Origin of the sequence: Alcaligenes sp. SMD-FA (genome assembly GCF_025960365.1) — a bacterium.
Lineage (GTDB): Bacteria > Pseudomonadota > Gammaproteobacteria > Burkholderiales > Burkholderiaceae_B > Alcaligenes > Alcaligenes aquatilis.
In genome coordinates this window covers 3,711,556-3,726,020 of record NZ_CP110108.1, presented here as the reverse complement: position 1 = coordinate 3,726,020, position 14,465 = coordinate 3,711,556, and the positions used below count along the sequence as shown (strand labels likewise).

The 14,465-nt window shown below is 57.5% G+C and carries 11 protein-coding genes; 3 read left to right on the top strand and 8 right to left on the bottom strand.

Features of this window, described 5'->3' with window-relative positions; genetic code table 11:
* Positions 1-8: 8 nt before the first annotated feature.
* From OKX01_RS17225 to OKX01_RS17215, 3 genes are read left to right on the top strand one after another with little or no spacing between them, the layout of a single operon-like run.
* On the top strand, positions 9-1,487 hold the full coding sequence (locus tag OKX01_RS17225) for a glycosyltransferase (protein ID WP_108728416.1): 1,479 nt from the start codon (positions 9-11) through the stop codon (positions 1,485-1,487).
* Complete coding sequence (locus OKX01_RS17220; RefSeq protein WP_264672160.1) at positions 1,474-2,247, top strand: SDR family NAD(P)-dependent oxidoreductase; 774 nt, start codon at positions 1,474-1,476, stop codon at positions 2,245-2,247. The genes OKX01_RS17225 and OKX01_RS17220 overlap by 14 nt, the downstream gene beginning before the upstream one ends.
* Positions 2,237-3,793 (top strand): LTA synthase family protein, encoded by a 1,557-nt coding sequence (locus OKX01_RS17215; protein WP_264672159.1) that lies wholly within the window; start codon positions 2,237-2,239, stop codon positions 3,791-3,793. Before OKX01_RS17220 ends, OKX01_RS17215 begins: the two co-directional genes overlap by 11 nt.
* 14 nt (positions 3,794-3,807) lie before the next feature.
* Here OKX01_RS17215 and pgi read toward each other — a convergent pair whose 3' ends face one another.
* The 8 genes from pgi to OKX01_RS17175 form a co-directional block, all read right to left on the bottom strand.
* Positions 3,808-5,379 carry a glucose-6-phosphate isomerase gene (gene pgi, locus OKX01_RS17210; RefSeq protein ID WP_108728419.1) on the bottom strand — a complete coding sequence of 524 codons (1,572 nt, stop codon included), beginning with the start codon at positions 5,377-5,379 and terminating at the stop codon, positions 3,808-3,810.
* An 89-nt stretch (positions 5,380-5,468) separates the two neighbouring features.
* Positions 5,469-6,476: an FAD:protein FMN transferase gene (locus OKX01_RS17205; RefSeq protein ID WP_264672158.1), complete on the bottom strand. Its 1,008-nt coding sequence runs from the start codon at positions 6,474-6,476 to the stop codon at positions 5,469-5,471.
* Positions 6,477-6,508: 32 nt separating this feature from the next.
* The gene (locus OKX01_RS17200) at positions 6,509-7,024 is read right to left on the bottom strand and encodes a nitrous oxide reductase accessory protein NosL (protein ID WP_264672157.1); all 516 of its coding nucleotides are present in this window, start codon (positions 7,022-7,024) and stop codon (positions 6,509-6,511) included.
* A complete protein-coding gene (locus OKX01_RS17195) occupies positions 7,021-7,851 on the bottom strand; it encodes an ABC transporter permease (RefSeq protein WP_264672156.1) in 831 nt (276 codons plus the stop codon). Before OKX01_RS17195 ends, OKX01_RS17200 begins: the two co-directional genes overlap by 4 nt.
* 3 nt (positions 7,852-7,854) lie before the next feature.
* Positions 7,855-8,766, bottom strand: coding sequence for an ABC transporter ATP-binding protein (locus OKX01_RS17190; protein WP_264672155.1), 912 nt, complete (start codon positions 8,764-8,766; stop codon positions 7,855-7,857).
* On the bottom strand, positions 8,750-10,093 hold the full coding sequence (locus OKX01_RS17185; protein ID WP_238988606.1) for a nitrous oxide reductase family maturation protein NosD: 1,344 nt from the start codon (positions 10,091-10,093) through the stop codon (positions 8,750-8,752). Before OKX01_RS17185 ends, OKX01_RS17190 begins: the two co-directional genes overlap by 17 nt.
* A 7-nt stretch (positions 10,094-10,100) precedes the next feature.
* Positions 10,101-12,005: a TAT-dependent nitrous-oxide reductase gene (nosZ, locus tag OKX01_RS17180; RefSeq protein WP_264672154.1), complete on the bottom strand. Its 1,905-nt coding sequence runs from the start codon at positions 12,003-12,005 to the stop codon at positions 10,101-10,103.
* Between the two features lie 62 nt (positions 12,006-12,067).
* Positions 12,068-14,323, bottom strand: a complete 2,256-nt coding sequence (locus OKX01_RS17175; protein ID WP_264672153.1) for a NosR/NirI family protein — start codon at positions 14,321-14,323, stop codon at positions 12,068-12,070.
* Positions 14,324-14,465 lie beyond the last annotated feature (142 nt).

The following is a 14,465-nucleotide window of genomic DNA, read 5'->3' as shown; positions in this document are numbered from 1 at the left end:
TTGTTTCCATGATTGTGAGCATTTTTGCGTACCTGATTCAGGCGCTGTTCTTGCTGGTTGTCGGGGCCTTTGCCCTGTACGTAGTCTTGGAGCTACGGGTACTGTTGATCTCGCGCCGGGTGGAACGACGCAAGCTAAGTGAGCTGGTGCAAACGTCTGCGTCCGTGCAGCAAGACTGGTATCCCAAGGTCAGTGTTCTACTACCGATTTATAACGAGGCTGCCGTTGTCGAGCGTCTGATCGATGCGGCTTGTCGTCTGGATTACCCGGTATCTGCGCTGGAAATTCTGGTGCTGGACGACTCAACAGATAAGACGGCGCTGTTGGCCCAAAACAAGGTGAATCAACTGGCCAGTCAGGGTGTGCCGATTCGCCGCATTCAGCGTGCTGATCGTACGGGCTATAAGGCCGGGAATCTGGTGCATGGCATTCAGCATTCCCAGGGCGAGTTTTTTGCGATCTTCGATGCAGATTTTTTGCCGCCCGCTGATTTTTTGCAAAGAACCATTCCGCCTTTCAAGGACGCGAAGCTGGGTTTTTTGCAGACAGGTATTGGTTATGAAAACCGCGACCATTCTTTCCTGACCCGCTTTCAGGCCATGGAAATGGGTCACCAGCAATATGTGACGGTGGGGCTGAGTGAAGACGGGGATATGGCCTCTTTAAGTGGCAGCTCCTGTGTCTGGCGGCGCGCTTGCGTGGAGGCACTGGGCGGCTGGAATGCCTCCACCATTACCGAGGACGTGGACCTGGGTTATCGGGCCCAGTTTGGGGATTGGAAGTACGCCTATCTGCGCGATGTGGTGTCCATGTCCACCTTGCCCGAGAACATCAGCGCCTTCCGTGTGCAGCGGGAGCGTTGGGGGCGAGGGCTGATACACAGCGCCTTCAAGCACCTGGGCCAGATGTGGCAGCAGGATATGCCCTTGATGAAGCGCATGCATGCCTTCTCCATGATGTTTTCATCGGTCATGCTGGCGTCTATTTACGCCTTGATTTTGTTAAGCCTGCCGCTGAATTATTTGCTGGATTTTGACCATGTGGTCTTGCTGTGGGGGGCGCCGCTGTTCTTCTTGCTGGTCGCTGTCTGGGCCTTGAATAATGCCTTTGGGGCTCGCAAGGGCGCGCGTTTCGATGACAGGCCGGGTGTATTGGGCACTCTGTGGCATACCTACTTGTATGTCGCCATGTTCCCGCCCATGGCTTGGTATTATTTTGTCGGTGGCGTCCGAGCCGCCTTCAAGGTCTACGGGGAATTTAACCGCACGCCCAAAGGCGAGGGCGAGAAGGCAGCAAGACAGCCCCGCATCAATCTGTATTTGCTGATTGGTGAAGTGTTCACCTTCCTGTATTCCGCATTGGCTCTGTATGTGGCCATACGTATGGGCAACTACTTGTTGGTTCCCTTGAATGCGACGGTGTGTGTCGGTTTTGGCATGGTTTTGTACTGGTCCTTTCAAGAAAGGAGAGCGCGTGGGCGTAGCTGAACCCGCAGGGCAGGAGCGAATTCTGATTACCGGAGCTACCAGTGCTATTGGGGGTGAGCTGGCGCTTCACTATGCCAAGCCCGGTACAGAGCTGACTTTGCATGGTCGCAATGCTGCGATTCTGGAGCCTTTGGCCGAGCGCTGCCGGCTAGCGGGCGCGCAGGTAAAGACGTATCAGTTGGATTTGCGTGATCTGGATGCCTTGCATGCCTGCTTGTCGCAATGTGCCGCGTTTGATCTTGTCATCGTGAATGCGGGCATGAATATTCATGTTGGCCCCAATGGCGAGCCGGAGGCCTGGGAAGATACCGAGCTGCTGCTGGATATCAATGTGAAGGCTTCGCTGCGAGTCGTGCAATCGGTGCTGCCTGCCATGCGGGCGAGAGGGCGCGGACAGATCGCTTTGATGAGTTCCTTGGCGGCCTATTTTGGTTTGCCAACGACACCGTCCTATAGCGCCAGCAAGGCGGCTGTTAAAGCCTATGGCGAAGGCCTGCGTGGCTGGTTGGCACCGGAGGGGATCAAGGTCAATGTGGTCATGCCAGGCTACGTCAGCTCGCCCATGTGCGATGCCATGCCGGGCCCTAAACCGTTCTTGTGGACTCCGAAAAAAGCGGCTCGTCGTATTGCCCGCGGTCTCAAAGCCAATAAAGCGCGCATCAGCTTTCCGTTTCCATTGAATCTTGGTTGCTGGTTTCTGGCCGTGCTGCCCGCCCGGGTGTCCGTCTTTATTCTGAGCAAGATCGGTTATGACGCTTGAGCCGGGATTCTGGACTGCAATCCTGGCTGCGTTGTCGGGGCTGGCTCTAACAGTGGGGCTGGAGCGCTTTTTGCAAACGGCAGCCCGCTGGCGTCGTCCTGCAGCGGCCTGGGCTTTGCATATGGGGCTGTATGGCCTGGCGTATGTCGTGCTGGTTTTTGTGCTGGGGCGGCCTATCTTTGCCACGGCCTTGCTGTGCGCGTTTTTCCTGCTGCTGGTTGTGGTCAGCAATGCCAAGTTCAAGGCATTGCGTGAAGCCTTTGTGTTTCAGGATTACGAATATTTTACGGATGCGATCCGTCACCCTCGGCTTTATATTCCTTTTCTGGGATGGGGCAAATTCTTTTTGGCGGCAGCGGGTTTTATTGCTGCCCTGACGATTGGTTTATGGCTGGAAGCCGTGCCCGCCTTGCGGGCGGCCTGGACCGGGCAATGGGGCGCCTTGGCGTTGCTTGCTGCGCTTAGTCTGGGTTTGTTGCTGTGGGGCAATAGGGCGCGTTTGATGGTGCAGATTGCACCGGAGCAGGACGTGCAAGCCCTGGGGCTGTTAGCCAGCTTCTGGCGTTATTGGCAGCAAGGCCGAGAACGTCCAAGCTTGTCTTCCCCTTTTGAAAATGCAGCTCCGAAGACCTCGTCTGTTTTGAGCGCTGCGGATTCCTTGGCCGATCTGCCGCATCTGGTTTCCGTGCAAAGCGAGTCTTTCTTTGATGCCCGGCGAATTTCTGACAGGATTCGGCCAGAGATTCTGGCGGAGTTTGATCGCTTCAAATCCGAAGCAGTTGCCAGCGGATATCTGCAGGTTCCCGCCTGGGGAGCCAACACGGTGCGCTCGGAGTTTTCCTTCTTAAGCGGTATAGAAAACCGTGCGTTGGGTGTGCACCGTTTTAATCCTTATCGCGCAGTATGCGCGGGATGGTCCGTGGCGACTTTGGCTTCCTGGTTGAAGCAGCAAGGTTACCGCACGATCTGCATTCACCCTTATCCCGCCAGCTTTTACCAACGCCATCGCGTGTTTCCATTATTTGGTTTTGACGAGTTTCTGGATATCAAAACCTTTGCCGATGTAGCGCGTACAGGCCCTTATATCGGCGATCTGGCAGTGGCGGAGAAAGTTGCCAGTGTGCTGGAGCAGGCCACAGGGCCGGTATTCATTCACGTGATTACGATGGAGAACCACGGGCCTTTGCACTTGGAAAAAGTTGCAGCGGGGGATATCGAGGCCTTGTATCAGCAAGCCCCCCCGCCTGGCTGCGAGGATCTGACGATTTACTTGCGTCATATCCGTAATGCTGATGCCATGCTGACCCGTCTGCGCGGGGCCTTGAGCTCTTCAGATAGGCCAACCAGCCTGTGCTGGTATGGTGACCACGTTCCCATCATGCCCTCGGTCTACGCAGCTCTGGGGACGCCGTGTGGGGATGTGGATTACTTTATCTGGAACTCCACTGGAGGTCAGACAAAAACGCCGCATCGGGATGCGGCGATTCATGACCTGGCGCGGGAGTGGATGTGCTCAAGTGGGGTAATGTTTAAGCAGACGCTGTAAGCGCCGGCCTGGATTCAAGCTTTGAAAACGTCTATCCAATGCCGAGTAGACGCATCATGCTCAGCAGAGGTTTCTTTCTCTCCCGACAGTTCCTGCAAAATTCCGTTCGCCAATACTTTCCCGTACTCCACCCCCCATTGGTCAAAGGGGTTGATCCCCCAGATCAAGGCCTGCACAAAAATCTTGTGCTCATACAAGGCCAGCAGGGCGCCTAGCGAGAAGGGATTCAGGCGGGGCAATACGATCAGCGTGTTGGGGCGTCCGCCCGAGTGCACGCGGTGGTGGGCCAGTTTGGATGCCTGTTCGCCCAGACCTTGTTTTTCGCATTCGGCCAAGGCTTGCTCGTAGGTCTTGCCGCGCATCAGGGCTTCGCGTTGGGCCAGGCAGTTCGCCAGCAGCAGATTATGGTGCTCGGCCTGATTGTGATCCGCCTGCTGGCACACAATAAAGTCCACTGGAGCGCCATCGCTGCCTTGGTGCAGCCATTGGTAGAAGGTGTGTTGTGCGTCTGTTCCAGCCAGCCCCCAGACGGCGGCGCCGGTGGCTAAGCCAACGGGTTCGCCACTGGTGGTGACGGACTTGCCCAGGGACTCCATATCTAGTTGCTGTATATAGGGGACCAGATTGCCCAGGCGGAAATCGTAGGGCGAGATATTCAATGAGCCATAGCCCAGCACACTTCGATTGACCACGCCGGCCAGTGCCATTTGTACGGGCACGTTGGTGGCGATGGGGGTTTCCTGAAAGTGTTGGTCCATCGCGGCAGCGCCGGACAGCATGCCAGCGACGACATCACTGCTGACGGCCAGGGCAGTGGTCAGGCTGACGGCAGACCATAGGGAAAAGCGGCCACCGACCCAATCCCAGAACTGGAAGATTTGTTTTTGTGGCACGCCCCAGTTGGAGGCAGTGTCAGGGCGGGCGGTGACGGCAACGATTTGCTCGTAGGGGTTGGCAACGCCAGCGGCTTGCAGCCATTCCAGGGCGCGCTGGCCGTTTTTGAGGGTTTCGGTTGTGGTGAAGGATTTGGAGGCGATCACGATCAAGGTGTCGTGAGGGTCCATGCCGGACAAGGCATGCTCCAGCGCATGGCCGTCGATGTTGGCCAGAAAGCGTACATTGCGCCAGCTGTGGCGATAGCCAAAGGCTGCCAGGGACAGGCGCACGCCCCAGTCGCTGCCACCAATACCAATATGAATGATGTTGCGCCAGCGGCGCTCGGAATCCGCTACGCGCACGAATTCGTTCATGCGCTCGCGTTCCTTGGCGACTTCCGCCGTGGGGGCGGGCGCACGCAGGGCGCTGTGCCAGGCGGCACGTTGTTCTGTACTGTTGACGATGCCGCCGTTAAGCAGTTGTTGACGTGCCGTGTCGAAGTGGCGAGCCGCCAAAAGGGCGGCTCCTGCCGTCTGTAATTCTGGTGAATGCCGCTGTCCACTCAAGTCCACTTGCAGGCCCGCGGCCTTCAGGCAATGCAGGTCCAGCGCGTAATGGTCGGACCGGCGTGCTGCCTCGCAAAAACCGGCCCATTCTGGCAGACCGGGTAAAGGGGCAGCACAGGGAAGGTTTGGAGAGTTCACGGACATGGAGATTTAGCCTGCAGTAGACGAAACCGCCATTGTACGAGGCTTTATCGGGCTTGAGCGTCTGCCGGTAAGCGGGTTTGTCTTGGTGTTTACGAGTGCAGGGCGATCAGTTGATTCCCATCGTAGGGCAGTACCCATGCCCGCAAACCGGGGTCGCTTGCCAGAACCCGCGTAATCTCTTGTGGCGACATCCATGAGAACGCCGTGGACAAGGCGTCGGCAATGGTGGCATTTCCCGCTACGACAGAGACACTGCGATACAAAGGTCGGGCCTGACCATTGGCAGGGTTGAGCAGATGAGTAACAGTGCCATCGCGGCTAAGTGCCGTGCCTGATCCAGACGAGGTGCTGACCGCCTGATTGTGCACATCCAGTCGCAACAAGCTGACAGGCTCTGCTTGATCGCCTGCCAGGCCGACGCGCCAGGGACGATTACCCGGAGCCATACCCAGGCCACGTATCTCGCCCATATCAACCAGGGCGTGTTCCAGGCCTGCCTGTTTCAACTGCTCGGTGATGCGATCGGTAATGTAGCCTTGGGCAATCCCGTTCAGCGTCAAGGCCATGCCAGGACGTTGTAGTTCAATAGTGTCGTCTTGAATGTGAATGGCTTGGTGGTCAACCTGCTGCAGCGTTTGCTTGATCTGGGCAGCGTCGGGAATGGAAGCCGTGTCGCTGCGTTGAGCCGCTTGGCTATACAGATCCCAAAGCACCTGCACGGTCGGGTCAAAGGCCCCATCCGTGAGTTCACTAATGCGCTTTGACTCCAGCAGCAGTCGTGTCAGATCACCGGGAGCGTGCTTCAGATAGCCGTCGCGGTTCAAGCGGCGCAAGGCGCTGTCCTTTTGATACAGGCTGAAGATTCGCTCCAGACGTTGTACTTCGGACAGGGCCTGGTCTATCAGCAACTGTGCAAACGCGGGGTCGGGGTGATGGATATGAAGTTGTGCGTCCGCACCCAAAGCCACACCTTGCCAGGAGCTGAGCGGGGTAGTGGCCGCTTGCATCGCTTTGGCGGCCCATGGCACACCAGTCAGGGCGCTGGTCGCGGCCACAATGCCGATAAAACGACGACGGGAAACAGGAGTAGAAGTCATGGCAAGTACCTGGGATCAGGAAGATAAGCGTTTCAGGGCAGTGCGACCGCACCAAAGATGTAGTTCTCCGGCATGTCGGCAAAGCGAACCAGTTGGCCGCCATGTTGTTGCTGGAAGTCCTTGGCGGCCCGCTCCTGGCTAAAGGGCAGGGCATCGATAGTGCCCATGCCGCCGGTATAGCGGCTGTAGATCAGATACCAGGCCTCTTGTGCCGGTATCCAGGCTTGTTCGGGAAACAGGCCGTCCTGATCGCGCTGGGCCATGTCCTGGACATAGGTGGCGGCAATCGCTTTGGATTCTTCGGGCAATAAGGTGTAGGCGAAAACCTCGCGTATGGTGGTGAACCAGAGTGGTGCTTCGCGTTCGCGCAGAAGAATCTGCCCTTTGGGGCCTTGATGCTCGAACAAGTACATGCCGCAGTAGTGGCCCACGGCGGTTTGGGGAATCTGGACGACGGGTGGCGGTGGGGCTTGTATGGGTTCGGGCTGACCGCAGGCAGCCAGTATCAGGCCCAGACACAGCAAGAGTAGGGTGTGCAGTTTTTTCATAATGCTTTTTTGTTGAAGGCCAGGCTGGCCAGACCAAAAGGCACGGCGATCCACAGCAGCAGAACGCTCATCAAGACGCTGGCAGGTAGGCGAGCCTGTTCGCTTAAACCGGCCATGCCGGCAAACATGGCAACATTTTCGTAGCCGGTCAGATTCAGCAAGCGGTACACGTCCGTAGGGTTGAACAGCAGGATGATGTTCAGCCAGGAGGCGGTGATCATGGCACCTTGGTCAGCGACCAGAATACCCAGTAGCGCCATGTCATAAATCACTACAAAAAACAGCCAGATACCGATGGCCAGCCCGGCCGCAGTGGCACGTTCTCTGACCAAGGTGCTGATGAAATACCCCAAGGACAAGAAGCTGGCACCGAGCAGAATGCTGGCGCCCATCATGGCCAGAAAGGGCGTCCAGACGCTGAAGTCCAGGCCGCCATGCGCCATCTGTAACGTGACCCCTGCCAGACCGTAGCCCACGACGGTAGACAGGCTCAGGATCAGGACATGGCCCAGAAATTTACCGACCAGAACCTGCCAGCGATGGACGGGGTAGCTCAGCAACAAGGACATGGTGCCGCGTTCGATTTCGCCCACAATGGCGTCGTAGGACAGCAGCATGGCAATCAGCGGGATCAGGAAAATGGACAGGCTGGACAGGCTGACCACGGTAACCGTAAGCGGGTCTACCTTGACGCTGCCCGTGGGGGCACTGCCCAGAAAGCCCAGAGACAAAGCCAGTGCCGCCAACAAGAGGGTGACCGCTAGCACCCAACGATTGCGCAGTCCGTCGCGCACTTCCTTTTGGATGATGATCAGAACAGGGTTCATGGCTTAGTAATCCTCGCGCTTTAAAAAGTGCGCATACAGCTCGTCCAGACCGGGGGACTCCAGCTCCAGGTCGGTCAATCCTGCAATGGCATGGGCCTGGCGGAGGATCTGGATTTTTTCGGCTTCGGTGCAGTGACGCTCCAGGCGCCGGGAACCGATGACATCCCAGTGTTGCGGAACAGGATCGGGGATTCGTTCCACAGTCAGGCGAATACGTACCGGCAAGCCCGCGTGTTGGCGCAGTTCGGACAAGGTGCCATCGGCAATCTTGCTCCCCTGCTGCATCACGATGATGCGGTCTGCCAGACGCTCCATTTCGGCTAGGGCGTGAGTGCTGAGCAGGATGGTGGCACCGGCATCGCGCAGTTCTTGCACGATTTCGTAGAACAGCAGGCGGGAGGCTGGGTCCAGGCCTGTTGTAGGTTCGTCCAGTAAGAGCACACGGGGTTTGCCCAGCAAGGTCTGGGCCAGTGCCAGTCGTTGGCGCATGCCTTTGGAATAGGTGCCCACGCGCTTGTGAGCAGCCTGGGCAATGCCGACACGGGCCAGTAAAGCCTGGTTGTCACGGGTAGGTAGCCCTTTCAGGCGGGCGTAAAACGCCAGGGTTTCGGTGCCGGTCAAGGCAGGGTGCAGGGCGACGGTTTCGGGCAAGTAGCCGATATGGGTTCGCAGTCGGGCAGCCTGGGACGAGCTGGCGTCGTGGTTCAGCAAAGTGACCTTGCCTTCATCGGCGCGGATCAGGCCCAGAATCAACTTGATGACGGTACTTTTGCCCGCACCATTGTGGCCAGCCAGCACGGTGCATTGGCCGGGATAAAGCTCGAAGTTCACCGCGTTGGCGGCGCGCTGCTGGCCGTACAGCTTGCTGACATTGGCCAGCGCGACCGGAGCGGGACCGTTATTGGATGGAGTCATGATTGGCCTTGTAACGCTCCCAGACGGGATTGTCGGGTGCACGCATCAGTGGTGCGCTATCGATGATGCCGCCGGGCAAAATGGCGGGAAATTGGGTTTGCGCCCAGCGCACAATAGAGACGGCAGGGCTGTTCAAAAGCACGCGGGCCGAAGGAGCTCGCCAGACCAGTTGTTCAACAAGGCCATTGGGGCGATAAGCGGTGTCACCGATGCCGTCACCGTTCAGGTCAAAGGCGCTGTGATCGCTCCAGTAATTACCCCGGTCCTTGCTGGACCATTCCAGGTAGCGGGTGCCGACATACTTCACCTGGTTCTGATTCTGGATGAAGGCGTTTTCCGTGATTTCATTGCCTTCGGAACCGGCGGTGTAGTGCACCCCGATCTGGGTGTTCTGAACCAGGTTGCCGGAGATTTTGTTGAAGTTGGCGTTGTAGAGAAAAACGCCTTTCTCGGCCCCGTCCACGATATTGTCGGTAATGGTCGATTGTTGGGCGGCGTTGAGCATCAAGCCCTGATGTGTGCTGTTGATGCTGATGTTTTCACGTACCGTCAGAAACTGCGAAAACATCAGGGCATAAGCAATGTCATTGCCGATGGAGACATTGCTGCTGACTTCGCTGTTATTGGTGTACATGTAGTGCACCGCATAGCGCAGTTGGGTAAAGCGGTTATGGCTAAAGACATTGTCGCGGCTGGCATTGGAAAAAATCCCGTCGCGACCCCAGGAGATATCGTTGTGCAAAATGCGTGAGCCGGGGGAGTTCCAGACCGTCACGCCATTGCCGCGCTCGTTCAAACGCAGCTCTTTATTGCCCACGATGGTGTTGTGTTGCACCAGTGCGTTATGGGGCCCCCAAACGTAAACTCCCACCAGATTGTCGAGAATGTCGTTGTGTTCGATCAGGGCGTTATGGGCGGGTTTATCCAGGAAGATGCCCGCATCCATGTCGGGCAGGCTCAAGCCGGAATTACGCACGGTAATCTGACGTATCTGCACATCTTCCGCCTGCACCCACACCGTGCGGCCTTCACGTTCGCCCATCAACACGGCTTGCCGGTTGCTGGGGCCTTGAAGCGTTAAAGGTTTGTTCACGATGATATTGCCCTGATACGTGCCGGGGGCCAACACCAGGATGTCGCCGGGCTGGGCAGCATCGATGGCGGTTTGCAGCGCGGTATCGGCAGGCACTTCAATGGTGGCCGCTTGAACGGCAGCCAGGGCACTGGCCGCCAGGGCCAGGACCGTCAACCGCTTGAAGGCCAGCTTGCGCCCAGAGGCTGGGCACAAGCACCGTGTACGGGTGGGGAGCAGGTGAAAAGACGTCATGTCACCGTCAGGCTTTGGGTTTCACATTCATCTGACCGGACATTTCCATGTGCAAGGCGTGGCAGAACCACTGGCAGTAGTACCAATGCACACCGGGGCGGGAGGCCGTGAAGGTGACCGAGCTAGTTTGCTGCGGTCCAATTTCCATGGCTACGCCGTAGCCGGACAAGGTGAAGCCGTGGGTCAAGTCCTCGATCATTTCCATATTGGTGACGACAACAGTGACTTCATCGCCCTGATTGACCTCGAAGCTGGGCACGGAGAACACGGGCGCTACGGCGGTCATGTAGACCCGTACCTTGTTGCCATCACGGATGACTTTGGAAGCACCTTCCAGGGTGACACCATCTTTCTCGGCCATTTTCCGCGCTCCGTCCCACCAGGGGTCGTCGCGGGTCCAGACGCGCTTGGGTCGTACCTTCTCGGCGGCAACCAGCAGCATGTCGTGCGGTTCGGCAAAGCTTGGGCCGTCGTGAACCAGCTTCATCTCGTCGCCCGAAATATCGATCAGTTGATCGTTTTCTGGTTTGAGTGGACCTACGTTCAGGAAGCGGTCTTTGGAGAACTTGTTCAGTGACACCAGCCACTTGCCATCGGCCTCTTTGGTCTCGCCCATGGTGGTGTGGTTGTGTCCGGGCTGGTAGTGCACGTCCAGCTTCTGGATGATGGGATCGACGTCCTTGCCCTGGTAGGCTTCAATCGCCTTGGCAATGTTCCACTTTACGATCTGGCTGTCGATGAATAAGGTGGTGTAGGCATTGCCACGGCCATCATAGGCGGTGTGCAACGGGCCCAGGCCCAGTTGAGGTTCTGCCACGACGCAGTCGCGTGCCTTGATCTTGTCGGCAAACAGGTCGTCCAGGCGGCGCACATCAATCATGGTGACAGTGGGCGAGAGTTTGCCGTTAAAGACCACATGGATGCCGTCGGGGCTGGCATTGCAACCGTGCGGGGAGTTGGGCACGGGGATATAGCGGGTGTAGCGTGAGCCTTTGCGGCCATCCAGCACTTTGACGCCCTGGATCTCCTTGAAATCGCCTTTCTTGACGCCGTCTTCAATGGCCCTGAGGTTGAACACCACGGCCCAGTCTTGCTCGTTGGCACTCATCTCGCCGACATCCACTCCTTTTTCGGAGTTGTAGCAGGTGGAGAAGGCGTACTTGCCTTGATAGTCGGCGTCGCAGTTGTCCAGGTTGCCGTCTACGATCACCTGCCAGGCGATTTCCATGGTGTCGCCATCAATGGCGGTAAAGACAGAAAAGTAGTTTTCCTTGGGGTTGCCAAAGATCGTGCCGTTATTGGGCAGAGGGACGATGTGCTCGCCATTGCAGAATACATAGCCGGTGCGGGGGTAGCGTTGGGGACGCAGGCCGTGTACACCGTCGGCATTGGGAATTTCAATAATTTTGTCGCACTTCATGACATCGCAGCGCACGCGAGCCACGCGGTTATTGGCCTTGTCATTGATGAAGATGAAGCGCCCGTCGTAGGTCCCGTCGGTAAAGGACATATGGGGATGGTGAGCATCGCCGTTAGGCAGAATGCCGCCCAAGGTATCGGCAAAAGCGAGGGTTTCAGGCGTCAGGTTGGCGCGCATGATCTGGCGGCTTTCGTTGGTAATCCCCCAGCCGGTGGCGCTACAAATATTGAAGATCGGGATGCGCATCAGCTCGCGCATGGAGGGCAGCCCCATGATGCGGATCTCGCCAGACTGACCGCCGGAGTTAAAGGCGTAGTACTGGTCCAGCTCGCCTGGCTCGATGTGAGCATTTTGCCCGTTCGGCGCTTTTTTGGTATCGGCCAAGGCGTTGCCAATGTGGGTGGCGCTGACCACAGCAGCGCCGGATAAGGCGGCGGTGCCCAGAAAGGCGCGGCGGCTCAAACCTTGTTTATCCTGCTTGTTCTCGGACATGGTGTGATTTTCCTTGTGTGTGATGACGTGACCGACTTGGCGCTGGGACGCGCCCAGACGTCTCACGGCGTGGCGGGGGTGGAATCAGTACTGTCTACGCTGCGTGGACGCACGGTAGGGCGGGCAGCAGCATCGTCTTGCAGCGAGCTGGCAACGGCGACGGGAGCCGGCTTATCTCGCTTGCGTTTGGCGATCTTTTGAATCAGGTGCGGGCATTTTTTCTCGTGGTGATACAGCATCTGGCAGTTCAGACATTGGATGCACTCATTGGGATTGATCGGGCCTTCGGGTTCGATGGCTTGTACGGGGCAGTCGGTCGCGCAACGCTGGCAGGGATTGCCACACATGGGGTAGCGCCGCAGCCAGTCAAAAATGCGCAGGCGGGCGGGGATGGCCAAGGCTGCACCTAGCGCACAGAGGTAGCGGCAGTAAAAGCGTTCGATAAACAGGCTGGCAATCAGCAGCAGCACGGCAAAGATCGTGAAGGGCCAGTCGCGGATGAATTTCAGGATGATGGCGGTCTTGAAGGGTTCGACTTCGGCCATCTTTTCGGCTACGGCCATGTCGTACAGGGCAACGCCAAACAGCACAATGAAGATTACGTACTTGATGGAAACCAAGCGTTTATGGGCGCTGTAAGCCACCTTGATCTGGGGAATGCGCAGGAAGCGGGCCAGCTTGTTGGCCAGTTCTTGTAGCGCCCCAAAGGGACAGAGCCAGCCACAGAAAGCGCCCCGATTCCAGAAAATCAGAGAGATGGCGGTGGCAATCCATAGGATGAAGACCAGTGGATCCATCAGGAAGTATTCCCAGCGGAAATCGGTGCGTAGGGCGTGGGAGAACGTCAGTACGTTCACTACCGATAGCTGGGCCGAGGCGTACCAGCCAATCCATACCAGGGAGAACAGCAGAAAACCGATGCGAAAGCGCTGGTAGAACACTTCGTGTTTGGTCAGCGTGTCCTGGAAGAAAAAGACGCCACCCAGGGTCAGCAAGGACAGTAGTAGCACGGCAATCTGTACTTTCTTGCCGGCCCAGATTTGCTTGTACAAAGGCTGGTTGGCGGTTTCCAGCTCATCGTGCTCTGCGGCTTCCGGGGCAACTGCAGCGGGAGGGGGCGCCGTCAAATAGGCATCAGGAAGCTGGTAGTTCAGGCTCAGCGTGACAAAGGCTTTGTCTTTGACGCTCAGGACGCGCTGTACCAGCAGTTGCAGTCGCCAGGGCAGGACAGGATCAAAGGTGGCGGTAGCCGGGATCTTGAACAGGGCGGCTTCTTTGAAATCCGGCGCATTGGCGGCTTTTACGCCGGGCAGGCGTTGGTGGTCCAGGTCAGTGAAGTGAAAGCTGTCCAGATCCTGGATGATTTCGATGCGATCAAAAATCCCGCCGCGCACATAGCCCGATCCCTTGAAGGAATACAGACCATTGCCCAACACCAGCATCGCTTGCTGGCCGGGTTTTAGCTCTTGCTGCAGATAGTTGTAGTCGGCCTCGCCCAAAAGACTTTGCCCGATGCTAGGCACGCTGACCAAGGCGGCGTACAGATCAATAAAGGTGTCTTGCGGATCGCCTTCCTGCGGATGGGCGGCAGCTTCTGTACGGCCATTATCAATAAAAGCCTGGTTGATGTCGGCCACGCTGACGTGCAGACGTTGGATGGCTCCGCTTTGGAGCAGCTCGTCCCAGCTGGAAATCGTGTGATTGCTGGTATCGATGCTGCGCTTGACGGCCACGGGTGCTGTGGCGGGGGCGGCAGGCTGGCCTATGCCCTCTTGCCGGGCCACCAATTGGGAGGAGCGCATGATGCTGTCGCCCACCACCATCAAGGTCACCGTGGCACCGCTGATGATATCGACGGGTGGCGGTGCGCCGGGCTTGGGACGGTTCTTGATGTAGTTCTGACCGATATAGCCTTGAATAAAGGCTTCGACCCGGGATTCCGGGATACCGATCAACACAATGGGTTCATGGTGTTCCAGCAGCTTGGCGGCGACGATGCTGCCATCCATGCTCATGGCGACCAGAGTGTCGATGGGGAAGCTGGAGTAACCGCGCGTGTTGACGATATCGGTCGTTACATACACATACCCTAGCTGTTCTTGATCCTTGAACACCCTGGCAACAGGCAGTGTGCCTGCGGGCTCGCTGGTGTGGGTGGCAGTGGGGAAGATCTCGTTGAGGGCAATGTCCGGCAGGAAGTGGGCAATGCGCGAACTGGAGTGTGCGGAAGTGCTGCTTAGACAGGCTGCCAGCAGGAAAAGCAGGAGCCAGATAGTACGCAACTGGACATGCCGGGCCAAGCGATTGAGGGACGTCATTTCTTACCACCTGCAACAAGATTCTTGCGAGATGGTAGGGGTTACCCTTTGTTTGCTCTTTGTGTCAGAGCAAGGACAGATTCTGACAAGAGTGGGTGCGGGCCAGTGTCAGTCTGTCGCTGATCTGCGATAAATGATGGCA

What these genes read in the sequence shown, in the direction of transcription:
- OKX01_RS17200 (WP_264672157.1), bottom strand. Translation starts at nt 7,024, where the DNA reads ATGAAAAAACTGCACACCCTACTCTTGCTGTGTCTGGGCCTGATACTG.
- OKX01_RS17175 (WP_264672153.1), bottom strand. Translation starts at nt 14,323, where the DNA reads ATGACGTCCCTCAATCGCTTGGCCCGGCATGTCCAGTTGCGTACTATC.
- OKX01_RS17205 (WP_264672158.1), bottom strand. Translation starts at nt 6,476, where the DNA reads ATGACTTCTACTCCTGTTTCCCGTCGTCGTTTTATCGGCATTGTGGCC.
- pgi (WP_108728419.1), bottom strand. Translation starts at nt 5,379, where the DNA reads ATGTCCGTGAACTCTCCAAACCTTCCCTGTGCTGCCCCTTTACCCGGT.
- OKX01_RS17215 (WP_264672159.1), top strand. Translation starts at nt 2,237, where the DNA reads ATGACGCTTGAGCCGGGATTCTGGACTGCAATCCTGGCTGCGTTGTCG.
- nosZ (WP_264672154.1), bottom strand. Translation starts at nt 12,005, where the DNA reads ATGTCCGAGAACAAGCAGGATAAACAAGGTTTGAGCCGCCGCGCCTTT.
- OKX01_RS17225 (WP_108728416.1), top strand. Translation starts at nt 9, where the DNA reads ATGATTGTGAGCATTTTTGCGTACCTGATTCAGGCGCTGTTCTTGCTG.
- OKX01_RS17190 (WP_264672155.1), bottom strand. Translation starts at nt 8,766, where the DNA reads ATGACTCCATCCAATAACGGTCCCGCTCCGGTCGCGCTGGCCAATGTC.
- OKX01_RS17185 (WP_238988606.1), bottom strand. Translation starts at nt 10,093, where the DNA reads ATGACGTCTTTTCACCTGCTCCCCACCCGTACACGGTGCTTGTGCCCA.
- OKX01_RS17195 (WP_264672156.1), bottom strand. Translation starts at nt 7,851, where the DNA reads ATGAACCCTGTTCTGATCATCATCCAAAAGGAAGTGCGCGACGGACTG.